The organism is Enterobacter sp. E12 (assembly GCF_014596715.2).
Classification (GTDB): domain Bacteria; phylum Pseudomonadota; class Gammaproteobacteria; order Enterobacterales; family Enterobacteriaceae; genus Enterobacter; species Enterobacter bugandensis.
In genome coordinates this window covers 370,995-397,844 of sequence record NZ_CP115601.1, presented here as the reverse complement: position 1 = coordinate 397,844, position 26,850 = coordinate 370,995, and the positions used below count along the sequence as shown (strand labels likewise).

The window sequence follows — 26,850 nt, the reverse complement described above, 5'->3', positions numbered from 1 at the left end:
CCCTGAGAGATGGGGATAGCTTTTTACCCCTTCAAGGGGGAATCGAAAAAAAATTTGCGAAAGTGTTACCATCCACTCTCTTTTGATGGTGGTAGGGCAAGGTAAATGAGTGGACTCAGGCAGGAGTTGGGGCTGGCGCAGGGCATTGGCCTGCTTTCAACCTCCTTGTTAGGTACCGGCGTGTTTGCCGTACCGGCACTGGCGGCGCTGGTCGCAGGAAATAACAGTCTTTGGGCATGGCCGGTGCTGATCCTGCTGGTGTTCCCGGTGGCGATTGTGTTTGCCATACTCGGGCGGCACTTCCCCAGCGCGGGCGGCGTGGCGCATTTTGTCGGCATGGCGTTTGGTCCGCGTATGGAGCGTGTAACCGGCTGGCTGTTTTTGTCGGTAATACCCGTTGGCCTTCCGGCAGCCCTGCATATCGCCACCGGCTTTGGACAGGCGCTGTTTGGCTGGCACGACGAGCAACTGCTGCTGGCTGAGCTGGGTACGCTGGCGATCGTCTGGTGGGTGGGCTCGCGCGGGGCCAGTTCAAGCGCGAATCTGCAAACGCTGGTTGCAGCGTTGATCGTCGTGCTGATCGTCGCCATCTGGTTTGCGGGTAACATTACCGTAGCGGATATCCCCTTCCCTGCGATAAACAATATCGACCATTCACAGCTTTTCGCTGCGTTATCCGTCATGTTCTGGTGTTTTGTTGGCCTTGAAGCGTTCGCTCACCTGGCATCCGAGTTTAAACAGCCCGAGCGTGATTTTCCCCGCGCTCTGATGATTGGTTTACTGCTGGCGGGCACCGTATATTGGGCCTGTACCGTGCTGGTGCTGCACTTCAACGCGTTCGGCGAAGATAAAGCCGCCGCCGCATCGCTACCGGGTATCGTGGTTAAACTTTTCGGCGTGAAGGCGCTATGGGTGGCCTGTGTGATTGGCTATCTCGCCTGCTTTGCCAGCCTCAACATTTATATACAGAGCTTCGCCCGTCTGGTGTGGTCACAGGCGCGCTACAAACCTGAGAGCCGCCTCGCACGGTTGTCTAAACGTCAACTCCCTATGAATGCGCTGAATGCCGTGCTGGGCTGCTGCGTCCTGAGCTCGCTGGGTATTTATCTTCTCGACATCAACCTCGATGCTCTAATTATCTACGCCAACGGTATTTTCATCATGATCTACCTGCTGTGCATGCTGGCGGGCTGTCGTCTGCTGAAAGGTCGCTATAAAGCACTGGCGGTCGTCGGGGGCGTGCTGTGCCTGCTGTTGCTGGCGATGGTGGGATGGAAGAGTGTGTACGCCATAGTCATGCTGGCGGGGCTGTGGGCGTTTTTACCGAAGCGGAAAAATCCGTAGGCCCGGTAAGCGAAGCCACCGGGCAATAAAATTATCGATCGTCTTTATGGTCTAAACGGTCGCGCTGTTCATCCTTGCGCTGATACTCCCCTTCGAAGGTATCGCCTGGCCCTGTGCTGAACCCGCCGCCCGGCATGCGGCTGAAGCGCAGGTGCGGCAGCAGCTTCATGGTCAGGTGCTTCTGCACCGGCGGCAACAGCAACAGCAAGCCGAGGAAGTCGGTGAAGAACCCCGGCAGGATCAGCAGCAGGCCAGCAATAATCAGCGACACGCTTTTGATCATCTCTTCTGCCGGGCTTTCGCCTGCGGCCATCTTCTGCTGCATTATCAGGAAATTTTTGAAACCCTGATTACGCACCAGCGACATGCCGATGACGGAGGTGAAGATCACCAGAATCAGCGTCAGCAGGACGCCCAGCACGTGAGCTACCTGAATGAAAATAGAAATCTCAATGTAAACATAGAGAAAGAAAGCAATAAACGGTATCCAGCGCACTGGCATCTCCTGTGTGGCAGGTGCCATCTGGCCCCTGTCTGAATGTGTTCGCGTCACGCGTCTGTAAGAGATGGAGACGGTTAGCCAAAATTCAATCGGTTTGCACGGATATTTTTTTCGGAAATATTAAAGCGGTGACACATTTCACAGATTAATAATTATCATGGAATCGGGTCGATAATAAGTGATCCAGCTTACGGCAATTCGCTATCATCAGCATATGATCTCGAACATCTGGCCGATTGAGGGAATAATCGTCGGTCAGAAAATATTCAAAACCACATATATGTTGTGTGTTTAGTACAATCCATCGGCAGCTTGAAAAGAAGGTTCACATGTTAAACAACATTCGTATCGAAGAAGACTTGTTGGGTACCAGGGAAGTTCCAGCGGATGCCTACTATGGTGTTCACACTCTGAGAGCGATTGAAAACTTCTACATCAGCAACAGCAAAATCAGCGATATCCCTGAGTTTGTCCGTGGCATGGTGATGGTGAAGAAAGCCGCAGCGCTGGCGAACAAAGAGCTGCAAACCATTCCTAAAAGCGCGGCAAATGCGATTATCGCTGCCTGCGATGAAGTGCTGAACAACGGCAAATGCATGGACCAGTTTCCGGTTGACGTCTATCAGGGCGGCGCGGGTACCTCCGTCAACATGAATACCAACGAAGTACTGGCAAACATCGGCCTTGAGCTGATGGGCCACCAGAAAGGTGAATACCAGTACCTCAACCCGAACGACCACGTTAACAAATGCCAGTCCACCAACGACGCCTACCCAACCGGCTTCCGTATCGCGGTGTATGCCTCCGTGGTCAAACTGGTCGACGCGATCAACCAACTGGGCGATGGCTTCCAGCGTAAGGCCGTTGAGTTCCAGGACATTCTGAAAATGGGCCGTACCCAGCTGCAGGACGCGGTGCCAATGACGCTGGGTCAGGAATTCCACGCGTTTAACGTGCTGCTAAACGAAGAGACCAAAAACCTGCTGCGCACCTCCGAGCTGCTGCTGGAAGTGAACCTGGGCGCCACCGCCATCGGCACGCGTCTGAACACCCCGGATGGCTATCAGCAGCTGGCAGTTCAGAAGCTGGCGGAAGTGTCTAACCTGCCTGTGGTGCCTGCGGAAGACCTGATTGAAGCCACATCCGACTGCGGCGCGTACGTAATGGTACACAGCGCCCTGAAACGTCTGGCGGTGAAACTGTCCAAAATCTGTAATGACCTGCGCCTGCTCTCCTCCGGCCCGCGCGCTGGCCTGAACGAAATCAACCTGCCAGAGTTGCAGGCGGGTTCTTCCATTATGCCAGCCAAAGTTAACCCGGTAGTGCCAGAAGTGGTGAACCAGGTTTGCTTCAAGGTGATTGGTAACGACACCACCGTGACCATGGCCTCCGAAGCCGGTCAGCTGCAGCTGAACGTGATGGAGCCGGTGATTGGCCAGGCGATGTTTGAATCCATTCACATCCTGACTAATGCCTGCTACAACCTGCTGGAAAAATGCATTAACGGCATCACCGCGAATAAAGAAGTCTGTGAAGGCTATGTTTATAACTCCATCGGGATCGTTACTTACCTCAACCCGTTCATCGGCCACCACAACGGTGACATCGTTGGTAAGATTTGCGCCGAAACCGGTAAGAGCGTGCGTGAAGTCGTGCTGGAGCGTGGACTGTTGACCGAAGCCGAGCTGGACGATATCTTCTCGGCCCAGAACCTGATGCATCCGGCATATAAAGCGAAACGATATACCGATGAAAGCGAACAGTAACAGTTCAGGCTAGGCTTCCGAAAGGCACGTCACTTGTGACGTGCCTTTTTTCTTTTTAGGCGTTACCTAAATACAACAATTCAATATCAACTTGTTAATAAGCAAGGCAGGTCTTTATGTTTGGAGCAGAACTCGTCATCGTCCTGTTGGCGATTTATTTGGGCGCGCGGCTCGGGGGTATCGGCATTGGTTTTGCCGGCGGTCTCGGGGTGCTCGTACTTACCCTTATCTTTCAGATTAAACCCGGCGCAATCCCTTTTGACGTTATCGAAATCATCATGGCGGTTATTGCCGCTATTGCGGCCATGCAGGTGGCAGGCGGTATGGACTACCTGGTGAGCCTGGCGGAGCGCATGCTGCGCCGCCATCCGAAATACATCACCTTCCTTGCCCCGCTGGTGACCTGGTTTATGACCATTCTCGCGGGAACCGGCCACACGGCGTTCTCCACGCTGCCGGTGATCACCGAGGTGGCAAAAGAACAGGGGATTCGCCCGTCTCGTCCGCTTTCTATTGCCGTGGTTGCGTCGCAGATTGCGATCACCGCGTCGCCAATCTCAGCCGCCGTAGTCTTCTTCGCGGGTATCCTTGAGCCGATGGGCGTGAGCTACCTGACGCTGCTGGCGATCTGTATTCCAGTCACGCTGATTGCGGTGATGATTACCGCCGTGCTGTGTAACTTCCTCGGTGCCGAGCTGAAAGACGATCCGGTTTACCAGGAGCGTCTGGCAAAAGGTGAAGTGAGCCTGCGCGGTAGCCAGGTCTTCGAGCTGAAGCCGCACGCGAAACGCTCCGTGCTGCTGTTCCTGATCGGTATCGTCGCCGTGATGTTCTACGCGACCGCCATCAGCGACACCGTGGGGCTGATCCAGAACCCGGTGCTGCCGCGTAACGAAGCGATTGTGGTATTCATGCTGACCATCGCCACGCTGATTAGCATCACCTGTAAAATCGACACCAGCGAAGTGCTGAACGCCAGCACCTTCAAATCCGGTATGAGCGCCTGCGTGTGCGTACTGGGCGTTGCGTGGCTCGGTGACACCTTCGTGAAAGCACACATCAGCGACATCCAGACCGTTGCCGGCGACCTGCTGCACAACTACCCGTGGCTGCTGGCGGTGGTACTGTTCTTTGCCGCGACGCTGCTTTACTCTCAGGCTGCCACCACCAAAGCGCTGATGCCTGCGGCACTGATGCTGGGCGTAACGCCGCTGACGGCGATTGCCTCTTTTGCGGCCGTTTCCGCCCTGTTCGTGCTACCAACCTACCCAACCCTGCTGGCCGCGGTTGAGATGGATGACACCGGCTCAACCCGCATCGGTAAGTACGTGTTTAACCACGCGTTCCTGATCCCGGGCGTGGTGGCGATTACGCTTTGCGTCGTCCTCGGCTTTATCATCGGTGGCATTGTGCTGTAAACGGTTAGCCGTTGTAAAAATAGTTAAAATCGGGCCGCTCTGCGGCCCGTTTCATTAATGACCAATCGCATGGCGTGATATAGTGAAGACTTTCGTGATGAGGAGGTCGACTTGTGAACACGCCTGATGCTGTTGTCGTACTGTGTACCGCCCCTGATGAAGCCTCTGCCCAGGATCTCGCCGCCAAAGCGCTGGCCGAAAAACTGGCAGCCTGCGTCACGCTGCTCCCCGGCGCGACCTCCCTCTATTACTGGGAAGGCAAGCTGGAGCAGGAGTATGAAGTCCAGATGTTGCTCAAAACCAATCTGGCGAATCAGCAGGCGCTCCTTGACTGCCTCAAGTCTCATCATCCTTATCAAACCCCGGAGCTGCTGGTGCTGCCAGTGGTCCACGGCGATAACGACTATCTCTCATGGCTCAACGCTTCTTTACGCTGATCCTGCTGCTGTGCAGCACGTCAGTATTTGCCGGGTTGTTTGACGCGCCCGGCCGTTCGAACTTTATTCCCGCCGACCAGGCGTTCATTTTCGACTTTCAGCAAAACCAGCACGATCTCAATCTGACCTGGCAGGTGAAAGAGGGTTACTACCTCTACCGCAAGCAGGTCAGCATCATGCCGGCAAAGGCTAACGTTGGCGCATTGCAAATGCCCGCTGGCGAATGGCATGAGGACGAGTTCTACGGTAAAAGTGAAATTTATCGCCAGCGCTTAAGCGTGCCCGTCACGGTGAATCAGGCGGATAAAGATGCCACGCTGACGGTTACGTATCAGGGCTGTGCCGACGCGGGCTTCTGCTACCCTCCTGAAACGAAGATCGTTCCGCTTACTGAAGTTAAAGCGGCTGCCTCCCCTCTCCCCTCAGGCGAGAGGGACAGGGTGAGGGATGAAGGCGAAGCCAAAGCTGCTTCCGATCTGCCGTTCTCAGCACTTTGGGCCTTACTGATTGGTATCGGCATTGCCTTTACCCCTTGTGTCCTGCCGATGTACCCGCTTATCTCCGGGATTGTACTGGGCGGCAAACAGCGTCTTTCTACCGCCCGGGCGCTGCTCCTGGCCTTTATTTATGTGCAGGGCATGGCGCTCACCTATACCGCCCTCGGCCTCGTGGTCGCCGCGGCCGGACTGCAGTTCCAGGCAGCGCTTCAGCACCCTTACGTGCTAATCGGCCTGTCAGCCGTATTTATTCTGCTGGCGCTGTCGATGTTTGGCCTGTTCACGCTTCAGCTGCCCTCTTCGCTGCAAACCCGCTTAACGCTGATGAGCAATCGCCAGCAGGGTGGCTCTGCGGGCGGCGTGTTCGCAATGGGCGCCATCGCCGGGTTGATTTGTTCCCCCTGCACTACAGCACCGCTGAGCGCTATCCTGCTGTACATCGCCCAGAGCGGTAATATGTGGCTCGGCGGGGGTACGCTGTATCTTTACGCGCTGGGGATGGGCCTGCCGCTGATTCTGGTGACGGTGTTTGGCAACCGCCTGCTGCCGAAGAGCGGCCCGTGGATGGAGACGGTGAAAACCGCGTTCGGCTTTGTCATCCTGGCGCTCCCGGTGTTCCTGCTGGAGCGCATCATGGGTGACGCGTGGGGTTTGCGCCTGTGGGCCATGCTCGGCGTGGCGTTCTTCTCCTGGGCGTTTATCGTCAGCCTGGGGGCAAAAAAAGCGTGGATGCGTCTGGTGCAAATTCTCCTGCTCGCCGCCGCGTTGGTGAGCGTGCGCCCGCTTCAGGATTGGGCGTTCGGCTTGCCTGTGGGCCAGACGCAGGCACATTTAAACTTTATACACGTTAAGAACGTCGATGAGCTCAACAGCGCGCTGGCGCAGGCAAAAGGCAAACCGGTGATGCTCGACCTCTATGCCGACTGGTGTGTTGCCTGCAAAGAGTTTGAAAAATACACCTTTAGCGATCCTCTGGTGCAAAATGCCCTGAAAGAGACGGTACTCCTTCAGGCAAACGTCACAGCCAACAATGCGCAGGATAAGGCCCTGCTTAAACACCTTACCGTACTCGGGCTACCAACCATTCTGTTCTTCAATGAGCAGGGGGAAGAGCTGCCAGAACAGCGTGTAACCGGGTTTATGGACGCACCGGCATTCAGCGCGCATTTGCGCAATCGCCAACCGTAAACAACACTTTAGACGGGACATACCGTTGGGAATAGCGGAGGAGATAACCGTGCAACGCGAAGACGTACTGGGACAAGCCCTGCAACTACTTGAGATTCAAGGGATCGCCAGCACCACGCTTGAGATGGTAGCCGACCGTATCGATTACCCTCTGGATGAGCTTAAGCGCTTCTGGCCGGATAAAGAGGCGCTGCTTTATGATGCCCTACGCTATCTTAGCCAGCAGGTGGATATCTGGCGCAGGCAGCTAATGTTGAATGAAGAGCTGACCGCCGAGCAAAAACTGTTAGCGCGCTACACCGCCCTGACAGAGTGCGTCAGCAACAATCGTTATCCAGGCTGCCTGTTTATTGCTGCCTGTACGTTTTATCCCGATCCTGGCCATCCAATACACCAGCTGGCGGATCAGCAAAAACGTGCGGCGCATGACTTCACCCACGAACTGCTGACAACGCTTGAAGTGGATGACCCGGCAATGGTCGCTAAGCAGATGGAGCTCGTACTGGAGGGTTGCCTGAGCCGCATGCTGGTGAACCGTAGCCAGGCCGATGTGGATACGGCGCACCGCCTGGCGGAAGACATTCTGCGCTTTGCCCAGTGTCGTATGGGCGGGGCGTTAACCTAGACCAGCATGCCCGCCCAGGCGGAGACGAGCAAACATAGCGCCATCAGGCGCTGAAACCGCACCATCGCCACGGTGGTGCGAAACACCCGGTTTACCGCCTTCCCCAGCCACGCCCAGCACATCAGGCACATCACAGAAATCAGTAAGAACCATAGCGCCATCAGCGCAATATCTCTTAACGGATGAATGCTCGCGGGAGCAAAAAGACTCACTACTGCCAGCGCCATCATCCACGTTTTCGGATTCACCATCTGCAGCAGCGCTGCGGCTTGCGCGGTGAAGCGATGAGGCGTCTTCTCAGAAAGATTCGCCGCAGGCGCCCAATACAGTTGCCAGCTCATCCAGGTTAGCCACAGCACGCCCGCCCAACTCATTGCCTGGCGTATCAGAGGAAACTGACGCAGCACCTCCCCGGCGCCGGCACCCGATATCAGCACAATCAGACTCGCCGTAATACATCCCCCCAAAATGGCGGGAATGGTATTTTTCACACCAAAGTACTGGCTGTTAGTGAGAACGAGGATATTCGTCGGGCCGGGCGTTATCGACGCGACAAAGGCAAACAGCAGATAAGGCATCAGACTCACAGATGGCTCCTTTTTTGTTAGAGCCATTACTGTGCCGCTATTTTCTGGAAACGTCTGGAAGGTTTGTGCACAACCGGCGGTAGTGGGCAGGGGAAATGCGGTATGCACGCTGGAACCAGCGTCCCAGATGGCTTTGGTCGGCAAAACCGAGCGCTGTAGCCACATTAACAGGCTGTTCGCCGTGCGCCAGCAGCTGTCGCGCCTTTGCCAGACGCAGCTGAATAAGCCAGGCGTGCGGTGCCAGGTTGAACTCGCGCTTAAAACAGCGCGTCAGTGTAAAGCGATCCGTGCCCGTCTCGCGCGCAAGGTCTGACAACCCCACGTTCTCGCCGATATGCGCATAAAGATAGTCGCGTGCGCGGTGCGCCACGGCAGCGCTCTGTAGCTGCGACGGGAGTTTCTTACGCCAGTGGCAATGGGAGGTGATCTGAGAGAGCAGCTTATCCATTGTGCTCTGCTGAACAATTTTCATCTCATCGCTATGCAACGCGTTAAACGTCTAGCCGATAGAACGGACCAGCTGAGGTTCTCGCGTTAGCGTTTGAGCAAAGTGAAGCGAGTAGCGATCCGGCGTGGCTTCATATAATCCACGGAGGGTACGCGTCAGCCACTGCTCGTCAAGATAGAAGGTGAGATAGGTAAAGCCTCCTTCCACAGGCGCGTCGCCGTCGTGAATTTCGCCCGGCTCCAGTAAGAACGCATCACCAGGATGGCTGCGGTGGCGTTCGCGACGACAGTGGAACTGCTGGGTGCCTGAAAGGGTAATCCCGACCAGATAACTATCGTGCCAGTGGGGATCGAAGGCATGGCCTTCGAAGTGCGCTTTAATCGTTTCAATGCCGGTATCCGCATGCTGACGGAGCTCAAGCCAGTCGTTTGCCATACTGCCCTCCTGTTGTCATCAGCATTGCCGCACGGCCCGGTATTGTCTGGAAGATTTGTGCATTTTCACGGTGAAAACGTACAGATTGCCGCAAACTTAAGCAGTTGAACAGCTTTTCCTGAAATAATGTTGACGATAAGGCGCGATTGCGGTTTAATGCGCTCCGTTGCCCGGATAGCTCAGTCGGTAGAGCAGGGGATTGAAAATCCCCGTGTCCTTGGTTCGATTCCGAGTCCGGGCACCACTATTTAAAGAACCCAGCCTATGGCTGGGTTTTTGCTTTTCTGCGTTTATCAAAACCTTACCTTATTTTTACTCCTGTATCTCTTCCCGGTAAGATCATGCGGTTAGCATTTCCCGGTGGCGCTGCGCTTACCGGGCCTGCAAAACCTATAGCCGGATAAGGCGAAGCCGCCACCCGGTATTTTCCGGCGCACAAAGCAAAAAACCCCGCACCTTTCGGTACGGGGTTCTTCTTGATTGATGCCTGGCAGTTCCCTACTCTCACATGGGGAGACCCCACACTACCATCGGCGCTACGGCGTTTCACTTCTGAGTTCGGCATGGGGTCAGGTGGGACCACCGCGCTAAAGCCGCCAGGCAAATTCTGTTTAATCTGTATCAGGCTGAAAATCGTCTCTCTCACCGCCAAAACACCTTCGGCGTTGTAAGGTTAAGCCTCACGGTTCATTAGTACCGGTTAGCTCAACGCATCGCTGCGCTTACACACCCGGCCTATCAACGTCGTCGTCTTCAACGTTCCTTCAGGAGACTTAAAGTCTCAGGGAGAACTCATCTCGGGGCAAGTTTCGTGCTTAGATGCTTTCAGCACTTATCTCTTCCGCATTTAGCTACCGGGCAGTGCCATTGGCATGACAACCCGAACACCAGTGATGCGTCCACTCCGGTCCTCTCGTACTAGGAGCAGCCCCCCTCAATTCTCCAGCGCCCACGGCAGATAGGGACCGAACTGTCTCACGACGTTCTAAACCCAGCTCGCGTACCACTTTAAATGGCGAACAGCCATACCCTTGGGACCTACTTCAGCCCCAGGATGTGATGAGCCGACATCGAGGTGCCAAACACCGCCGTCGATATGAACTCTTGGGCGGTATCAGCCTGTTATCCCCGGAGTACCTTTTATCCGTTGAGCGATGGCCCTTCCATTCAGAACCACCGGATCACTATGACCTGCTTTCGCACCTGCTCGAGCCGTCACTCTCGCAGTCAAGCTAGCTTATGCCATTGCACTAACCTCCTGATGTCCGACCAGGATTAGCTAACCTTCGTGCTCCTCCGTTACTCTTTGGGAGGAGACCGCCCCAGTCAAACTACCCACCAGACACTGTCCGCAACCCGGATCACGGGTCCACGTTAGAACACCAGCCATTAAAGGGTGGTATTTCAAGGACGGCTCCACGCAGACTGGCGTCCACGCTTCAAAGCCTCCCACCTATCCTACACATCAAGGACCAGTGTTCAGTGTCAAGCTATAGTAAAGGTTCACGGGGTCTTTCCGTCTTGCCGCGGGTACACTGCATCTTCACAGCGAGTTCAATTTCACTGAGTCTCGGGTGGAGACAGCCTGGCCATCATTACGCCATTCGTGCAGGTCGGAACTTACCCGACAAGGAATTTCGCTACCTTAGGACCGTTATAGTTACGGCCGCCGTTTACCGGGGCTTCGATCAAGAGCTTCGCGTTGCCGCTAACCCCATCAATTAACCTTCCGGCACCGGGCAGGCGTCACACCGTATACGTCCACTTTCGTGTTTGCACAGTGCTGTGTTTTTAATAAACAGTTGCAGCCAGCTGGTATCTTCGACTGATTTCAGCTCCGTCCGCAGGGACTTCACCTACATATCAGCGTGCCTTCTCCCGAAGTTACGGCACCATTTTGCCTAGTTCCTTCACCCGAGTTCTCTCAAGCGCCTTGGTATTCTCTACCTGACCACCTGTGTCGGTTTGGGGTACGATTTCGTGTTACCTGATGCTTAGAGGCTTTTCCTGGAAGCAGGGCATTTATCACTTCAGCACCGTAGTGCCTCGTCATCACGCCTCAGTGTTAAAGTGAACCGGATTTGCCTGGAACACACACCTACACGCTTAAACCGGGACAACCGTCGCCCGGCTGACATAGCCTTCTCCGTCCCCCCTTCGCAGTAACACCAAGTACAGGAATATTAACCTGTTTCCCATCGACTACGCCTTTCGGCCTCGCCTTAGGGGTCGACTCACCCTGCCCCGATTAACGTTGGACAGGAACCCTTGGTCTTCCGGCGAGCGGGCTTTTCACCCGCTTTATCGTTACTTATGTCAGCATTCGCACTTCTGATACCTCCAGCATGCCTCACAGCACACCTTCAACGGCTTACAGAACGCTCCCCTACCCAACAACACATAGTGTCGCTGCCGCAGCTTCGGTGCATGGTTTAGCCCCGTTACATCTTCCGCGCAGGCCGACTCGACCAGTGAGCTATTACGCTTTCTTTAAATGATGGCTGCTTCTAAGCCAACATCCTGGCTGTCTGTGCCTTCCCACATCGTTTCCCACTTAACCATGACTTTGGGACCTTAGCTGGCGGTCTGGGTTGTTTCCCTCTTCACGACGGACGTTAGCACCCGCCGTGTGTCTCCCGTGATAACATTCTTCGGTATTCGTAGTTTGCATCGGGTTGGTAAGCCGGGATGGCCCCCTAGCCGAAACAGTGCTCTACCCCCGAAGATGAGTTCACGAGGCGCTACCTAAATAGCTTTCGGGGAGAACCAGCTATCTCCCGGTTTGATTGGCCTTTCACCCCCAGCCACAGGTCATCCGCTAATTTTTCAACATTAGTCGGTTCGGTCCTCCAGTTAGTGTTACCCAACCTTCAACCTGCCCATGGCTAGATCACCGGGTTTCGGGTCTATACCCTGCAACTTAACGCCCAGTTAAGACTCGGTTTCCCTGCGGCTCCCCTATACGGTTAACCTTGCTACAGAATATAAGTCGCTGACCCATTATACAAAAGGTACGCAGTCACACCACGAAGGTGCTCCCACTGCTTGTACGTACACGGTTTCAGGTTCTTTTTCACTCCCCTCGCCGGGGTTCTTTTCGCCTTTCCCTCACGGTACTGGTTCACTATCGGTCAGTCAGGAGTATTTAGCCTTGGAGGATGGTCCCCCCATATTCAGACAGGATACCACGTGTCCCGCCCTACTCTTCGAGTTCACAACCTGTGCATTTTCGTGTACGGGACTGTCACCCTGTACCGTGCGACTTTCCAGACGCTTCCACTAACACACAAGCTGATTCAGACTCCGGGCTGCTCCCCGTTCGCTCGCCGCTACTGGGGGAATCTCGGTTGATTTCTTTTCCTCGGGGTACTTAGATGTTTCAGTTCCCCCGGTTCGCCTCGTTAACCTATGTATTCAGTTAACGATAGTGTGACGGATCACACTGGGTTTCCCCATTCGGACATCGACGGGTCAAAGGTTCATATCACCTCGCCGTCGCTTTTCGCAGATTAGCACGTCCTTCATCGCCTCTGACTGCCAGGGCATCCACCGTGTACGCTTAGTCGCTTAACCTCACAACCCGAAGATGTTTCACTTCATGATTGCGAAAATTTGAGAGACTCGAACACACCATTTAAGATGTGTCGTTTCAATTTTCAGCTTGATCCAGATTTTTAAAGAGCAAATATCTCAAACATGACTCGCAAGTCAGTTTTGAGATATGACGGCAGGTGACTTTCACTCACGAACCAGCAAGTGGCGTCCCCTAGGGGATTCGAACCCCTGTTACCGCCGTGAAAGGGCGGTGTCCTGGGCCTCTAGACGAAGGGGACACTGAAGTCTCAATCGCAAGACGCCTTGCTGTTTACTTTTCATCAGACAATCTGTGTGAGCACTGCAAAGGCAGGTTCTTTAAGGTAAGGAGGTGATCCAACCGCAGGTTCCCCTACGGTTACCTTGTTACGACTTCACCCCAGTCATGAATCACAAAGTGGTAAGCGCCCTCCCGAAGGTTAAGCTACCTACTTCTTTTGCAACCCACTCCCATGGTGTGACGGGCGGTGTGTACAAGGCCCGGGAACGTATTCACCGTGGCATTCTGATCCACGATTACTAGCGATTCCGACTTCATGGAGTCGAGTTGCAGACTCCAATCCGGACTACGACGCACTTTATGAGGTCCGCTTGCTCTCGCGAGGTCGCTTCTCTTTGTATGCGCCATTGTAGCACGTGTGTAGCCCTACTCGTAAGGGCCATGATGACTTGACGTCATCCCCACCTTCCTCCAGTTTATCACTGGCAGTCTCCTTTGAGTTCCCGGCCTAACCGCTGGCAACAAAGGATAAGGGTTGCGCTCGTTGCGGGACTTAACCCAACATTTCACAACACGAGCTGACGACAGCCATGCAGCACCTGTCTCAGAGTTCCCGAAGGCACCAAAGCATCTCTGCTAAGTTCTCTGGATGTCAAGAGTAGGTAAGGTTCTTCGCGTTGCATCGAATTAAACCACATGCTCCACCGCTTGTGCGGGCCCCCGTCAATTCATTTGAGTTTTAACCTTGCGGCCGTACTCCCCAGGCGGTCGACTTAACGCGTTAGCTCCGGAAGCCACGCCTCAAGGGCACAACCTCCAAGTCGACATCGTTTACGGCGTGGACTACCAGGGTATCTAATCCTGTTTGCTCCCCACGCTTTCGCACCTGAGCGTCAGTCTTTGTCCAGGGGGCCGCCTTCGCCACCGGTATTCCTCCAGATCTCTACGCATTTCACCGCTACACCTGGAATTCTACCCCCCTCTACAAGACTCTAGCCTGCCAGTTTCGAATGCAGTTCCCAGGTTGAGCCCGGGGATTTCACATCCGACTTGACAGACCGCCTGCGTGCGCTTTACGCCCAGTAATTCCGATTAACGCTTGCACCCTCCGTATTACCGCGGCTGCTGGCACGGAGTTAGCCGGTGCTTCTTCTGCGGGTAACGTCAATTGCTGAGGTTATTAACCTCAACACCTTCCTCCCCGCTGAAAGTACTTTACAACCCGAAGGCCTTCTTCATACACGCGGCATGGCTGCATCAGGCTTGCGCCCATTGTGCAATATTCCCCACTGCTGCCTCCCGTAGGAGTCTGGACCGTGTCTCAGTTCCAGTGTGGCTGGTCATCCTCTCAGACCAGCTAGGGATCGTCGCCTAGGTGAGCCGTTACCCCACCTACTAGCTAATCCCATCTGGGCACATCTGATGGCAAGAGGCCCGAAGGTCCCCCTCTTTGGTCTTGCGACGTTATGCGGTATTAGCTACCGTTTCCAGTAGTTATCCCCCTCCATCAGGCAGTTTCCCAGACATTACTCACCCGTCCGCCACTCGTCACCCGAGAGCAAGCTCTCTGTGCTACCGTTCGACTTGCATGTGTTAGGCCTGCCGCCAGCGTTCAATCTGAGCCATGATCAAACTCTTCAATTTAAGTTTGATGCTCGTGAATTAAACTTCGTAATGAATTACGTATGTTCACTCAGAGACTTGGTATTCATTTATTGTCCGAAGACATTAAGAATCCATGTCACTTTGAGTGCCCACACAGATTGTCTGATAAATTGTTAAAGAGCAGTTGCAACGCGGCTTTCGCTCACCGTTGCGAGGTGGCGTATATTACGCTTTCCTCTTTCAGAGTCAACCCGTTATTTCAGGATTTTTTCTCTTCAACCGACCGGGTTAACTGTGAAGTGATTCACATCCGCCGTGTCGATGGAGGCGCATTATAGGGAGTTCTCCGCAGCCCGCAACAGAAAAGTTGCAAAAAAATGACTGACTGCTGTATTCCCCAGCAAAACCCCGCCTTATACCCTTTTACACACAGACTTATCCACAATTACAGCAAGATCCTGATGCGATCCTGCGAACTGAAAGAGAAGATCAACTATACTAGCGGCAAATATTCTTCTCCGCAGAGCTCCCCCTGATGAATACACAACGCCTGCCTCGCGACTGGCGCCTCCCTAAGGCCGGATTGATGCTGCTGACCATCCTCTTCGCCGCTTTTACGCTGCATATGCACTGGAACGCCTTTATCCAGTGGTGCCTTGCCACGCAGATTACGCTGCACCGTTATCTGGTGATGTATCTACTGCAGCTTAATAACAACCAGTACAGCGGTGGATTATGGCTCTTAACAGGCGCTTTCTTTTATGGCGTCCTTCACGCCATCGGGCCGGGGCACGGGAAGTTCATCGTGACAACCTACCTGAGCACAAATAAGGAGAGCGAACTGGCCGCACGCACCGTTCCCTTTCTTGGCAGCCTGATGCAGGGCGTCAGCGCCATTCTGTTTGTCTTTATTCTGGCAGTAGGATTTAACCTCGCGTCAGGGGATATCAGCACCAGCCGCTGGTATGTCGAGAAGATAAGCGCCGTGCTGATTGGCGCGTTTGGTGCTTTCATCATTTACCAGGCGCTGAAAAGCCTGCGGCCTCAAAGAATGAGGATCTCAGCCATCACTCCCCTTCATCAGCACGATGAACACTGTGGCTGTGGTCATCACGGCGTGGGCGCAGATCTGACACAAGGTGACTGGAAAACGCGTCTGGGCGTTATTCTGGCGATTGGCGCACGTCCGTGCAGCGGTGCGATCATGATTCTGATGTTTTCGAACGCGCTGGGCATTGTCACCTGGGGAATGGCGGCCGTTATGACCATGTCTTTAGGCACGGCACTCGCTATTATGGGGCTATCACTGGCGGTTCGTTATGCCCGTGAACGCACGGTGGCCTGGTTCGGGGGAGATAGCGCGTTCAGATGGCTGGTGCCGGCAGTTAAAATTGCCGGAGGTATCATCCTGATCCTGTTCGCGACCGTCCTGTTCCTGACCGTCATCCCCGTTAGCGCCAACGGCGACTACATCGCCGCCGGATGCTAATAAAAGAAAACCCGCCAACGGCGGGTTTTTTATTACTCGTTAATGCGTGGATGTTGATCAACAAGACGGGAGCGTTTCTTCTGCAGCTCTTCAATCTCTGCGTCGATATCCTCAATTTTCTGCTCAACGTTATCGTAATGCTCGCGCAGGATTTCTTTCGCTTCCTGAATATCAGATGCCGCAGGCGTCGCCCCTTTCAGAGGACGGTTCGCCGTCTCCTTCATGGTCAGGCCGGTCGCCAGGCCGACTACCGCAATAACCATCAGGTAGTAGGCAGGCATCATCAGGTTCTGCGTGCTTTCCACCAGAGAGGCGGCAAGCGTAGGCGTCAGGCCGGCAATCAGGACGGAGATGTTGAACGCCGCCGCCAGCGCACTATAACGAATGTGCGTCGGGAACATCGCAGGTAATGTGGATGCCATCACCCCGATAAAGCAGTTCAGGATCACCGCCAGCATCAGCAGACCCGCGAAAATCAGACCCAGCACGTTACTGTTGATCAGAATAAACGCCGGGATCGCCAGCGCGAACAGCGCTACGCTACCCAGGATGATAAACGGTCGACGGCCAAAGCGGTCGCTCAGCAGACCCATAATCGGCTGTACAAACAGCATACCCACCATGATGGCGATAATAATCAGTACGCCGTGATCTTCCGAGTAGTGCAGGTTATGCGACAGATAGCTCGGCATGTAGGTCAGCAGCATGTAGTAAGTGACGTTGGTGGAAATCACCAGACCAATACAGGTCAGCAGGCTGCGCCAGTGCTTTGTCGCAATCTCTTTAAAGGACACTTTCGGGCCGTCCTGCAACCCTTCGCGGTCGCCCTGCTCCAGTTTCTCAACGTGCTGCTGGAACGCAGGTGTCTCTTCCAGCGCATGTCGCAGGTAAAGACCGATAATACCCAGCGGGAGCGCGATAAAGAACGGGATACGCCAGCCCCAGTCGAGGAAGTTCTCCTCACCGACCACGGTTGAAATCAGAACCACGACGCCCGCACCCATCACAAACCCGGCAATCGAACCGAAGTCCAGCCAGCTGCCCATGAAGCCGCGCTTACGGTCAGGGGAATACTCCGCGACGAAGATCGACGCCCCGGTATACTCGCCCCCGACGGAGAAGCCCTGCGCCATCTTACAGAGCAACAGCAGAATAGGTGCCCAGATGCCGATCGTGGCATAGGACGGTATTAGGCCGATACAGAACGTACTGATCGACATAATGACAATGGTGATAGCGAGTATTTTCTGGCGACCGTATTTGTCACCGAGCATACCGAAGAACAGACCACCCAGCGGGCGGATCAGGAAAGGAACGGAGAATGTACCCAGCGCGGCAATCATCTGCAGGCTTGGGTCAGCACCGGGGAAGAACACTTTACCTAATGCATAGGCAACAAAGCCGTAAACACCGAAATCGAACCATTCCATCGCATTACCGAGCGAGGCGGCGGTGATCGCTTTACGCAGTTTAGCGTCATCAATAATGGTGACGTCGCGAAGCGTAATGGGTTTAACCTTTTTCCTTCTTAGCATAGCTTTCCTCGTAGACTTAGCCCTGTCCGTTCCACAGCCAACTCGCACTCTGTGAACCCGAGATCCGCTCCGTGCGAACCTCCATCTTCAAGCGTAGCAGGTTTACTTACATTGACGTTTTCCGTCGATACAACCGAACCTGTTGACGCCTGTCTGGGCAGTTAATGACCTTTTTACCCTACCAGCGTTTATATTTGTAATCAACTTCACACATATATTTATACTGCGTCAGGTGAAGACAGTTTTTGTCAACTACCGCAAATAAGTACTTTCTCAACCTTCCAGAGCCCCCATTTTCGCCCTCATCTTTTTTCTTTTCCCAACAGAATAAAAAGCCATATTTTTTACAAGAGATTTACATAAATTTTCAGCTCTCACAACGCGCCGTAAAGTTTACATTCAATATGTGATGAAGATAACTAAAACACCGTTTTATTTTCATTGAATCAATATTCCATCGATCGCATGATAATTCCTGAAACATAGCGACGCATGTTTTCTGACGAGAGGAAACGAGAGCGCTAACTGAATTTCGGTGCAGGGTTATCACAAACCAATCATCAAGAGCACCCTTCATCAAATTGAATTTATTGATTTTTTTATTCGCACCTGCCGCTCACCATGAGAGGCGAAATAGTGAGGGTTAGAGATGAAGATTAAAGCCACGATAGAACGCATACCGGGGGGTATGATGCTGGTGCCGCTGGTACTCGGTGCTATTCTGAATACATTAGCACCTGAAACCGGGGCTTATTTTGGTGGTTTCACAAAGGGGATGATTACGGGTACCGTTCCCATCCTGGCGGTCTGGTTCTTTTGTATCGGCGCATCCATTAATTTGCGGGCAACCGGTACCGTATTACGCAAATCCGGAACGCTGGTGATAACCAAAATAGCGGTTGCCTGGGTGGTCGCAATGATATGCGCGATGTTCATTCCTGAAAATGGAATTCAGACCGGTTTCTTCGCCGGGTTATCCGTCCTGGCGATTGTCTCGGCGATGGACATGACCAACGGCGGGCTGTATGCCAGCCTGATGAACCAGTACGGAACCAAAGAGGAGTCCGGCGCGTTTGTTTTGATGTCTCTGGAGTCCGGCCCGCTCATGACGATGCTGATCCTGGGGTCCGCTGGCCTGGCTTCTTTTGAGCCCCATCATTTTGTCGGCGCGATCCTGCCATTCCTGATCGGCTTCGCGCTGGGCAATCTGGATCACGATCTGCGTGATTTCTTCAGCAAAGCCACGCCGGTGCTGATCCCATTCTTTGGCTTTGCGCTGGGTAACACCATCAACCTGAACGTGATTCTGGATACGGGACTGCTGGGGATTGTGCTGGGTGTCGCGGTTATCATCATCACCGGTATTCCGCTGATCATTGCTGACCGCGTAATCGGGGGAGGAAACGGCACGGCGGGCGTCGCCGCCTCTTCAGCCGCAGGCGCTGCCGTTGCAAACCCGGTGATTATCGCCCAGATTAACCCGGCCTTCGAACCGGTGGCCGCGTCCGCGACGGCACTGGTTGCCGCCAGCGTGATTGTCACCGCAATCCTGGTGCCCATCATCACGGCGCTATACGCGAAACGCTACGGAAATGTGCAAGAGATCCCGCCTGAACCGAAACCGATAGAAATGAATCACTAACACACCGCGCCAGCCATCCTCTCTCCCCTGGGGGAGAGGGTCAGGATGAGGGGTTCAACCAAAAATCTCTTCCACCATTGCATCCACCAGCCGTTTTGCCGAACACAGCCTCGGCATACCCAGCGCGACGGTCTGCCAGTTTTGCGTCACTGACCAACTCACCGGGTGTATATCCGCCTGACACCAGTCGCCCAGCCAGCCCAGCATGTCTTTGTGATCGATTAAACCCGCCGAAGCGGGTGTGGTCAGCCATTGATGATAGAAATGGCGCGTTGTGGGAGACGCATTGATGCCCTGTGCGAGGTAGTTGGCGGCCATGCTGCGTAAATTATCCTTGAGCATTGCCGACACATCATTGTTCGCCAGACGGCAGGCATCGCCAAATGCTCCCCAGCGCAGCTCTTCCAGAACAATGAAGCAGCGCCCGGCCAAAGACCAGCCATCATAGTGACCGGCTCGCCAGCGGGTGAAAATTTGTTCACTGTGCTCGCCCGCCTGTACCGTCAGTCCACGCTGGGTCAGCGCCTTTTCTTTATAGGCGGCACGTTGGGTAAAATGAGAGGAGAGCTCCGCATACTGTTCAAGCAGGCCGGGAGATGGCTGAGCGCGCAGGTGAGCCTGCTGGCACAGTGCAGTCAGTTTATCGGCCATCAGCGTCAGCGCAAGATGGCCTGGATCCAACATGCCGGCGAGTTTTTCCGCCAGCCCCAGGCGCAGGGCCGCGTTCTCGTTAAGCATTCCCGCCATCGCCCAGGGCCGTAGCCGGGTATGCGTCATGATCTCCTGAGTCAAACGTTCACGAAACTGCAGCTGCTGCGGCCCCAGATGGGGATGGCGCGCCGCGTCCACGCCCTGCACAAGATCGACCATAAACCTGGGATGAATACACTCCAGCGTCCGCCCGGGACCGTCCAGTAGCTGTGTTGTCATGGTTGCTCTGCTGCGAATAGAGTTTGAATGTCATCGCGTAACAGTCGGGTATCTTCCTGAATCCATGTCGCAGTCGTAATGCTTTGCTTCAACAGCTGGCTGAGCGCTCGGGTTGAATGCTCATTTTGTTGACGCACTGCGAGGCTATCACGCAAGCTTTCCTGTAACCCGGTCAGGCATAACGAAAATTCTGCAAAGAACGTCGCCATTCCGGCCGTAACAGAGACATCGACCTGCGCGGACAAAGCTTTACGTATTTGTTCACAAAACTGATCAATATGTTGCTTAAATTTGTCATGCAGTTGCGCAATGTCGATAACATAGTGCGTGCGCGTGACCACGTACTCATCCCAGCCCCAGCCCGGATTATTGAGCCAACGCGAAACGGTTTCACGCATACTGCTCCCGGCGGAAAGTTGACCTGCCGGGCGGTTATCCTGTGCAATGGCATCGTTAAACAGTGCCCGCGTATTGAAGTCAAGCTGGTTTGCCTGAAAAGCGGGGAAGCTGATCCGCGCCCGGAAGCCGGCATGGCTCAGATGCTCTTTTATACGCGTTTCAATGGGGCGGATAGCGTCATTCAGCGAGCGCGCCAGCGTAGATTCCAGCTGATCGAAGCGTAACGCCAGCTCCCGGGCGATTTTTGCCTGCGCATCCAGCATGATGAGTTCACAGGAGGAGCGAATTTTACTCAGGACGATCTGCGCCTGACCTTCATCATCCAGAACCAGCGGTTCCCGCTCTTGCAGTTTGTCACTGCGGCGATTCAGCCGCTCAATGCCTGCCAAATCAAGAATATTTTGAGGGCTGAACACATGGCCCACTGCCTGATGAAGCGCCGATTTTTCGGCCTCCATAAAGTCCGCGGTCGCGTTCAGCGCCTGGTCAACTTCATGTTTCACCTCATCGCTCACCGCGCTCTGGCGCGTCTGCAGCAGCGCCATATCCTCTTCAAGACGCGCGATGTTCAGTTCCAGCTCCTCAAAGGCCACCGTCAGCCCATGATAGCGGAAGTCGAGATACTCCCGGGCATTTTGCGCGTAGTTGAGCAGCTTATGCGAGGCCGAGCGCAGCGCGAATAGCGAGGCATTGGCATAGGCGGCGTAAATCAGTTTGCGTATCGGCTGTTCAAACAGCGAATCGGCTGCGTGACGGATATGGTTTATATCGTCCAGGTCCGCCGAACGCCAGCGGCGTCCGAGTGCGGCTTCGGCAAAATCCTGCACCCAGGGCTGCTCCTGATGATCCGGCAGGCGTCCACGGGCATTCATCTCGTTGCGGGCGCGGTTTGCCAGATACGCCCACATAGAGGAAACAGGGTAGATCTGGCCAGGCGAAATAGTGCCTTTCATTAAGGTACCGGAGATCATCGCCCTGACCTGCTCTTCATCGTCGCTATTGCGATCCTTCTGGTCGAATTTATTCACCAGCGCATACAGAGGCACTGATTTCCCCGCAACCGAAATAGCCTGACGGACCTCTTCATCAGAAATAGATTTAAGCTGGGTATAATCCATCACCGCCAGCACCGCCGACGCGCGGGCTAGCTGTTCGCTAAGCATTTTTTGCAGATGCGGTTGTCCGGCCTCATTGGGGCCGGGGGTATCGAGCAGCGTCAGCTGCCCGAGGTGCGCATCCAAACCCGCAAGATGCACGAACTCCACTTCAATCACCGGAATATGTTCGATGGCCGCGTATTCGGAGAACGGAAACGCCACGCCCAGCGCCTGGGAGAGCCTCACCAGGTCATTGAGACTTTTCAGGCAATGAAATATTGGCTGCGCCCCGAGATGATGCTTTTCAAAGGCCTCGCCTTTCTCAATACGCTCCAGCAGCGTATTCATGTCCTTATCAATTTCCAGTTGCAGAGCCAGCTTGCCGCGATCGTAATCGCCAAGCTTTTTCTGCAGCAGGTGAATCAAATCATCAATAGGAGAGACATGTGAGAAGTGGAGCACCGGCTCTTTCTGGCCTGGCGTATGACGGATCAGCGTAGGCAGCGCCGTCATTGGGCGGTTGCGGTTCGGCAACACTTCGGTACCCACAATGGCATTAATGGTGGTCGATTTCCCCGCTTTCATCGTGCCAACGATAGCCAGAACCATTTCCAGACGTGTTATTTTGCGTAATTCATTATTCAGCGTTGCCTGCTGCGCTTCGACGCCTCGCGCACTAAAATGCAAAGGCAGCACGTTGTTCTTTTCACCTGTAATAGCAGCCGTCGTGCTCTCCAGCTTCGCTGTCGGCATTGATTTCAGGGTATCGAGATTTTGCAGGGCAAGCTGTAACAAACGCTCAGCTTCCTGACTTAATTCAAAAATGGTCTGTGTGTGCATGATAAAAGCCTTTCCTTAACGCAAATTTATTACTTTTATTAAGCCACTTGTATTAATTATGATGTTCAGGCTTATATGATCACGTGTGGAAAACATGTTCACCAAAATATAACTAATTGAAGATAATCAGAAATAAATGGCTATCCCTGCATGGCGTGTAAAGCTCTCCTCAAGGCCTGAAAGCCAAAAGATAAAAAGCCTGGCCCATTTTAAGAAGCTTCAGGATATATCATCATTATTTACCCACCTAAAAAGAGAGGGATAGGCCGCCAACATAAGAAATGCATGGCAGTAAAGTTCGAAGATAAATAACAATGCGTTGCTTCACCTTATCCGAAATGAAGGTGCGTAGCAATTTGCCGCAATAAAATATTCGCTATATTTAGCGACTTCTCTTTCCACCGTGTTAATGACGTTAGCATCGCTTAGCTGACTGACAGTAAGTGTCACTCGCAACACATTTTCTGCGTTTTTTAAATTCACAATAGCACCGACAAAAGTGTGGATTTGCGTTATACTTGCCGCCTTTTTCGGCACTCTGCCGTCATTTAGCTGGCACTTTCCAGCGCGTTAACACTTTTGAGGATACCGACATGCAACTCCCACACTGCCCAAAATGCAATTCTGAATACACATACGAAGATAATGGCATGTTCATCTGCCCGGAATGTGCACACGAATGGAATGATGCCGAGCCAGCGCAGGACGCTGATGCGCTGGTCGTCAAAGATGCCAACGGTAATCTGCTGGCGGATGGCGACAGCGTCACCGTGGTGAAAGATCTTAAGGTGAAAGGTAGCTCTTCCATGCTGAAGATCGGCACCAAAGTGAAGAATATCCGTCTGGTGGAAGGCGATCATAATATCGATTGTAAAATTGACGGCTTCGGTCCGATGAAACTGAAATCCGAGTTCGTGAAAAAGAACTGATTTACCCGCCCGGTAGCGCTTCGCTTACCGGGCTTTCGGGAACTACACTTAACGGGCTTTTCTTACGTGAGGTAAAGATTATGCCGTTAAGTCCCTACATCTCTTTTGCCGGCAACTGTGCAGAGGCTACCGCCTTCTATCAGCAGGCCGTCGGCGCAGAACTCCTCTATAAAATCACCTTCGGCGAAATGCCAAAAAGCGATAACAGCGAAGAAGGCTGTCCGTCCGGCATGCAGTTTCCGGATTCGGCTATCGCTCACTCCAACGTTCGCATTGCGGGTAGCGATATCATGATGAGCGACGGGCTGCCGCCGGGCAGCAGCGCACAATACGCGGGCTTCACGCTGCTGCTCGACACGCAGGATGTGTCAGAAGGCAAGCGCTGGTTCGACAACCTTGCCGATGGCGGGAATATCGACATGGCCTGGCAGGAAACCTTCTGGGCGCACGGCTTCGGTAAGGTCACCGACAAGTACGGCGTGCCGTGGATGATTAACGTCGTTAAGCAGCAGCACTAATTTTCGGGCGGTGGGCGGTCTGCCTCCGCCTGTCATCAAACTCCCCTCAACTCTTCAAACTCCCGCAACCTGCACTTAACCCAAATGTCATATTGATGCGCCAGCATGAGGCCACATTTATCGTGAGGCCCAGCACATGCACACTGTCATCCGCGTCGAGAAACTGAGCAAGACCTTCAATCACAACAAGGCGCTGCATGCCGTTGATCTGACCGTCCAGCAGGGCGAAATGGTGGCGCTGCTGGGGCCGTCCGGTTCAGGAAAATCCACCCTTCTGCGTCACTTAAGCGGCCTTATTACCTGCGATAAAACGCCGGAAAGCCGCGTCGAGCTGCTGGGTAACACCGTGCAGCATGCGGGCCGTCTGGCGAGCGATATTCGCAAAAGCCGCGCCCGGACGGGCTACATCTTTCAGCAGTTCAACCTGGTGAACCGCCTGACGGTGCTGGAGAACGTGCTGATTGGCGCGCTCGGCAGCACCCCGTTCTGGCGCACCTGCCTGCGCTGGTTCTCCCCATCACAGAAGCAGGAAGCGTTACAGGCACTGACCCGCGTCGGCATGGCGCACTTCGCCCACCAGCGCGTGTCCACGCTGTCCGGCGGGCAGCAGCAGCGCGTCGCTATCGCCCGCGCTCTGATGCAGAAAGCCAAAATCATTCTGGCCGATGAGCCCATCGCCTCGTTGGATCCGGAGTCGGCCCGCATCGTGATGGAAACCCTGCGCGACATCAACCAGAACGACGGCATCACCGTGGTGGTGACGCTGCATCAGGTGGATTACGCCCTGCGCTACTGCGAGCGCATCGTCGCCCTGCGTCAGGGCCACGTGTTCTTCGATGGCGCCAGCCACCAGTTTGATAACGAACGTTTTGACCATCTCTACCGCAGCGTAAACCGCGTCGAAGAACGCGCGCAGGCTGCTTAACGCCCCGATAACGAGGAATGGAAATGAACTACAAAGCCGTTGCCGCGCTGGCCTTCACCAGCATGTTCAGCATCAGCACCCTGTTAAGCCCGGCGTACGCCGAAGAGCAGGAAAAAGCGCTGAACTTCGGCATTATTTCGACGGAATCACAGCAGAACCTGAAACCTCAGTGGGAACCGTTCCTGAAAGATATGGAAACCAAGCTGGGGATCAAAGTGAACGCCTTCTTCGCCCCGGACTACGCGGGCATCATCCAGGGGATGCGCTTTAATAAAGTGGACATCGCCTGGTACGGCAACCTTTCCGCCATGGAAGCGGTGGACCGCGCCAACGGTCAGGTCTTTGCCCAGACCGTTGCGGCAGATGGTTCTCCAGGATACTGGAGCGTGCTGATCGTCAACAAAGACAGCCCGATCAACAACCTCAACGACATGATCGCCAAACGCAAAGATCTGACCTTTGGCAACGGCGATCCGAACTCCACCTCCGGCTTCCTCGTCCCTGGCTACTACGTCTTCGCGAAAAACAACATCTCCGCCAGCGACTTTAAGCGCACCGTCAACGCCAGCCACGAAACCAACGCGCTGGCCGTGGCGAACAAGCAGGTGGACGTTGCCACCAATAACACCGAAAACCTCGACAAGCTGAAAACCTCCGCGCCGGACAAGCTGAAAGAGCTGAAGGTCATCTGGAAATCCCCGCTGATCCCCGGCGACCCGATCGTCTGGCGCAAAAACCTCTCCGAAAGCACCAAGGACAAGGTCTACGACTTCTTTATGAACTACGGCAAAACGCCGGAAGAGAAAGCGGTTCTGGAACGTCTGGGCTGGGCACCGTTCCGCGCGTCCAGCGATCTGCAGCTGGTCCCGATTCGCCAGCTGGCGCTGTTTAAGCAGATGCAGGCCGTGAAGGACAACAAAGGGCTGAAGGAAGAGGAGAAGACCAGCAAAGTCTCTGAAATCCAGGCCCAGCTGGAAGACCTCGACCGCCTGACCGCCGCGCTGGGTGCGATGACGAGCGTGAATAAAGCGGTGCAGTAACACAAGTCCCCTCTCCCTTGAGGGAGAGGGAGAACAGATTAAGGAGCCAACATGCAAACCATCACCCTCCCGCCGCCGAAGCGCAGCTGGTTCTCGCTCATAAGCTGGGCCATCCTGCTGGCGGTACTCGTTATCTCCTGGAAGGGCGCGGAGATGGATCCGCTGCTGCTCTTCAAAGATTCCGGCAACATGGCGACCTTCGCCGCCGACTTCTTCCCGCCGGATTTCAGCCAGTGGCAGGACTACCTCAGCGAAATGGCCATCACCCTGCAAATCGCCGTCTGGGGCACCGCCCTCGCCGTCGTTCTCTCCATTCCGTTCGGCCTGATGAGCGCCGAAAACATCGTACCGTGGTGGGTTTACCAGCCGATGCGTCGCCTGATGGACGCCTGTCGCGCCATCAACGAAATGGTCTTTGCGATGCTGTTCGTGGTCGCCGTTGGCCTGGGTCCGTTCGCCGGCGTGATGGCGCTGTTCATCCACACCACCGGCGTGCTCTCCAAGCTGCTCTCGGAAGCGGTCGAAGCCATCGAGCCCGGCCCGGTGGAAGGTATTCGCGCAACCGGCGCCAACAAAATCGAAGAGATCCTCTACGGCGTCCTGCCGCAGGTGATGCCGCTGCTGATCTCCTACTCCCTGTACCGCTTCGAGTCCAACGTTCGCTCCGCCACCGTGGTCGGTATGGTGGGCGCAGGCGGGATTGGCGTCACCCTGTGGGAAGCGATTCGCGGTTTCCAGTTCCAGCAAACCTGCGCTCTGATGGTGCTCATCATCGTCACCGTCAGCCTGCTGGATTTCCTCTCTCAACGCTTGCGTAAGCACTTCATCTGATTAGCGAGG

At 54.5% G+C, this 26,850-nt stretch carries 18 protein-coding genes, 2 tRNA genes, 3 rRNA genes and 1 pseudogene; 14 read left to right on the top strand and 10 right to left on the bottom strand.

All coding sequences use genetic code 11. The features are described 5' to 3' along the window. Positions 1–105: 105 nt before the first annotated feature. On the top strand, positions 106–1,344 hold the full coding sequence (yjeH, locus tag IB212_RS01910; protein WP_041911500.1) for an L-methionine/branched-chain amino acid transporter: 1,239 nt from the start codon (positions 106–108) through the stop codon (positions 1,342–1,344). A 31-nt stretch (positions 1,345–1,375) separates the two neighbouring features. On the opposite strand, the gene IB212_RS01905 is transcribed toward yjeH, so the two are convergent. Next, entirely contained in the window at positions 1,376–1,840 is a 465-nt protein-coding gene (locus tag IB212_RS01905) for an FxsA family protein (protein ID WP_028015228.1), read from the bottom strand. Between the two features lie 335 nt (positions 1,841–2,175). On the opposite strand from IB212_RS01905, the gene aspA reads away from it, so the two are divergent. From aspA to IB212_RS01880, 5 genes are all read left to right on the top strand, one after another. After that, entirely contained in the window at positions 2,176–3,612 is a 1,437-nt protein-coding gene (aspA, locus tag IB212_RS01900; RefSeq protein ID WP_003855923.1) for an aspartate ammonia-lyase, read from the top strand. A 116-nt stretch (positions 3,613–3,728) separates the two neighbouring features. Beyond that, positions 3,729–5,030 (top strand): anaerobic C4-dicarboxylate transporter, encoded by a 1,302-nt coding sequence (locus tag IB212_RS01895; RefSeq protein WP_008502949.1) that lies wholly within the window; start codon positions 3,729–3,731, stop codon positions 5,028–5,030. 113 nt (positions 5,031–5,143) lie between these two features. Next, on the top strand, positions 5,144–5,467 hold the full coding sequence (gene cutA / locus IB212_RS01890; RefSeq protein WP_028015227.1) for a divalent cation tolerance protein CutA: 324 nt from the start codon (positions 5,144–5,146) through the stop codon (positions 5,465–5,467). Beyond that, entirely contained in the window at positions 5,443–7,152 is a 1,710-nt protein-coding gene (locus IB212_RS01885; protein WP_041911501.1) for a protein-disulfide reductase DsbD, read from the top strand. Before cutA ends, IB212_RS01885 begins: the two co-directional genes overlap by 25 nt. Before the next feature lie 49 nt (positions 7,153–7,201). After that, positions 7,202–7,777 carry a transcriptional regulator gene (locus IB212_RS01880; RefSeq protein WP_028015225.1) on the top strand — a complete coding sequence of 192 codons (576 nt, stop codon included), beginning with the start codon at positions 7,202–7,204 and terminating at the stop codon, positions 7,775–7,777. Here IB212_RS01880 and IB212_RS01875 read toward each other — a convergent pair. Both IB212_RS01875 and IB212_RS01870 read right to left on the bottom strand, forming a co-directional pair. Beyond that, the gene (locus IB212_RS01875; protein ID WP_041911502.1) at positions 7,774–8,364 is read right to left on the bottom strand and encodes a LysE family translocator; all 591 of its coding nucleotides are present in this window, start codon (positions 8,362–8,364) and stop codon (positions 7,774–7,776) included. The genes IB212_RS01880 and IB212_RS01875 overlap by 4 nt on opposite strands. A gap of 37 nt (positions 8,365–8,401) precedes the next feature. Then, positions 8,402–9,247: pseudogene (locus tag IB212_RS01870) on the bottom strand (AraC family ligand binding domain-containing protein). A 168-nt stretch (positions 9,248–9,415) separates the two neighbouring features. Here IB212_RS01870 and IB212_RS01865 point away from each other — a divergent pair. Then, positions 9,416–9,491 (top strand) — tRNA-Phe (locus tag IB212_RS01865). A 241-nt stretch (positions 9,492–9,732) separates the two neighbouring features. Here IB212_RS01865 and rrf read toward each other — a convergent pair. The 4 genes from rrf to IB212_RS01845 form a co-directional block, all read right to left on the bottom strand. Next, positions 9,733–9,848, bottom strand: a 5S ribosomal RNA gene (gene rrf, locus IB212_RS01860). Positions 9,849–9,916: 68 nt separating this feature from the next. Beyond that, positions 9,917–12,820 (bottom strand): 23S ribosomal RNA (locus IB212_RS01855). A 184-nt stretch (positions 12,821–13,004) separates the two neighbouring features. Continuing rightward, a tRNA-Glu gene (locus IB212_RS01850) sits at positions 13,005–13,080 on the bottom strand. Between the two features lie 85 nt (positions 13,081–13,165). Next, positions 13,166–14,705, bottom strand: a 16S ribosomal RNA gene (locus tag IB212_RS01845). Together the 16S, 23S and 5S rRNA genes with 1 tRNA gene alongside form the textbook arrangement of a ribosomal RNA operon. Before the next feature lie 496 nt (positions 14,706–15,201). Here IB212_RS01845 and IB212_RS01840 point away from each other — a divergent pair. Next, positions 15,202–16,155: a nickel/cobalt transporter gene (locus tag IB212_RS01840; RefSeq protein WP_041911504.1), complete on the top strand. Its 954-nt coding sequence runs from the start codon at positions 15,202–15,204 to the stop codon at positions 16,153–16,155. Between the two features lie 32 nt (positions 16,156–16,187). Here the strand turns inward: IB212_RS01840 and proP are convergent, their stop codons facing one another. Next, on the bottom strand, positions 16,188–17,690 hold the full coding sequence (proP, locus tag IB212_RS01835) for a glycine betaine/L-proline transporter ProP (RefSeq protein ID WP_041911505.1): 1,503 nt from the start codon (positions 17,688–17,690) through the stop codon (positions 16,188–16,190). A gap of 649 nt (positions 17,691–18,339) precedes the next feature. Between proP and kdgT the strand changes: the two genes are divergently transcribed. Continuing rightward, complete coding sequence (gene kdgT, locus IB212_RS01830; RefSeq protein WP_028015220.1) at positions 18,340–19,332, top strand: 2-keto-3-deoxygluconate transporter; 993 nt, start codon at positions 18,340–18,342, stop codon at positions 19,330–19,332. Positions 19,333–19,386: 54 nt separating this feature from the next. Here the strand turns inward: kdgT and IB212_RS01825 are convergent, their stop codons facing one another. Together IB212_RS01825 and crfC are read right to left on the bottom strand one after the other, a co-directional pair. After that, on the bottom strand, positions 19,387–20,262 hold the full coding sequence (locus IB212_RS01825; protein ID WP_028015219.1) for a diguanylate cyclase regulator RdcB family protein: 876 nt from the start codon (positions 20,260–20,262) through the stop codon (positions 19,387–19,389). Beyond that, on the bottom strand, positions 20,259–22,598 hold the full coding sequence (gene crfC / locus IB212_RS01820; protein WP_188246075.1) for a clamp-binding protein CrfC: 2,340 nt from the start codon (positions 22,596–22,598) through the stop codon (positions 20,259–20,261). The genes IB212_RS01825 and crfC overlap by 4 nt, the downstream gene beginning before the upstream one ends. Positions 22,599–23,191: 593 nt before the next feature. On the opposite strand from crfC, the gene IB212_RS01815 reads away from it, so the two are divergent. The 5 genes from IB212_RS01815 (at position 23,192) to phnE (ending at position 26,841) form a co-directional block, all read left to right on the top strand. Next, a complete protein-coding gene (locus IB212_RS01815; protein WP_028015217.1) occupies positions 23,192–23,527 on the top strand; it encodes a zinc ribbon domain-containing protein YjdM in 336 nt (111 codons plus the stop codon). Positions 23,528–23,607: 80 nt separating this feature from the next. After that, positions 23,608–24,045 (top strand): VOC family metalloprotein YjdN, encoded by a 438-nt coding sequence (yjdN, locus tag IB212_RS01810; protein ID WP_188246074.1) that lies wholly within the window; start codon positions 23,608–23,610, stop codon positions 24,043–24,045. A gap of 136 nt (positions 24,046–24,181) precedes the next feature. After that, complete coding sequence (phnC, locus tag IB212_RS01805) at positions 24,182–24,970, top strand: phosphonate ABC transporter ATP-binding protein (protein ID WP_041911507.1); 789 nt, start codon at positions 24,182–24,184, stop codon at positions 24,968–24,970. Positions 24,971–24,993: 23 nt separating this feature from the next. Then, positions 24,994–26,010 (top strand): phosphonate ABC transporter substrate-binding protein, encoded by a 1,017-nt coding sequence (gene phnD, locus IB212_RS01800; RefSeq protein WP_028015214.1) that lies wholly within the window; start codon positions 24,994–24,996, stop codon positions 26,008–26,010. A gap of 51 nt (positions 26,011–26,061) precedes the next feature. After that, positions 26,062–26,841: a phosphonate ABC transporter, permease protein PhnE gene (phnE, locus tag IB212_RS01795; RefSeq protein WP_028015213.1), complete on the top strand. Its 780-nt coding sequence runs from the start codon at positions 26,062–26,064 to the stop codon at positions 26,839–26,841. Positions 26,842–26,850: the final 9 nt, after the last annotated feature.

Excerpts from the sequence above, each read along its gene's own strand:
- yjeH (WP_041911500.1), top strand. The coding sequence starts at position 106 with ATGAGTGGACTCAGGCAGGAGTTGGGGCTGGCGCAGGGCATTGGCCTG.
- aspA (WP_003855923.1), top strand. The coding sequence starts at position 2,176 with ATGTTAAACAACATTCGTATCGAAGAAGACTTGTTGGGTACCAGGGAA.
- IB212_RS01895 (WP_008502949.1), top strand. The coding sequence starts at position 3,729 with ATGTTTGGAGCAGAACTCGTCATCGTCCTGTTGGCGATTTATTTGGGC.
- IB212_RS01885 (WP_041911501.1), top strand. The coding sequence starts at position 5,443 with ATGGCTCAACGCTTCTTTACGCTGATCCTGCTGCTGTGCAGCACGTCA.
- IB212_RS01840 (WP_041911504.1), top strand. The coding sequence starts at position 15,202 with ATGAATACACAACGCCTGCCTCGCGACTGGCGCCTCCCTAAGGCCGGA.
- proP (WP_041911505.1), bottom strand. The coding sequence starts at position 17,690 with ATGCTAAGAAGGAAAAAGGTTAAACCCATTACGCTTCGCGACGTCACC.
- kdgT (WP_028015220.1), top strand. The coding sequence starts at position 18,340 with ATGAAGATTAAAGCCACGATAGAACGCATACCGGGGGGTATGATGCTG.
- IB212_RS01825 (WP_028015219.1), bottom strand. The coding sequence starts at position 20,262 with ATGACAACACAGCTACTGGACGGTCCCGGGCGGACGCTGGAGTGTATT.
- crfC (WP_188246075.1), bottom strand. The coding sequence starts at position 22,598 with ATGCACACACAGACCATTTTTGAATTAAGTCAGGAAGCTGAGCGTTTG.
- IB212_RS01815 (WP_028015217.1), top strand. The coding sequence starts at position 23,192 with ATGCAACTCCCACACTGCCCAAAATGCAATTCTGAATACACATACGAA.
- yjdN (WP_188246074.1), top strand. The coding sequence starts at position 23,608 with ATGCCGTTAAGTCCCTACATCTCTTTTGCCGGCAACTGTGCAGAGGCT.
- phnC (WP_041911507.1), top strand. The coding sequence starts at position 24,182 with ATGCACACTGTCATCCGCGTCGAGAAACTGAGCAAGACCTTCAATCAC.
- phnD (WP_028015214.1), top strand. The coding sequence starts at position 24,994 with ATGAACTACAAAGCCGTTGCCGCGCTGGCCTTCACCAGCATGTTCAGC.
- phnE (WP_028015213.1), top strand. The coding sequence starts at position 26,062 with ATGCAAACCATCACCCTCCCGCCGCCGAAGCGCAGCTGGTTCTCGCTC.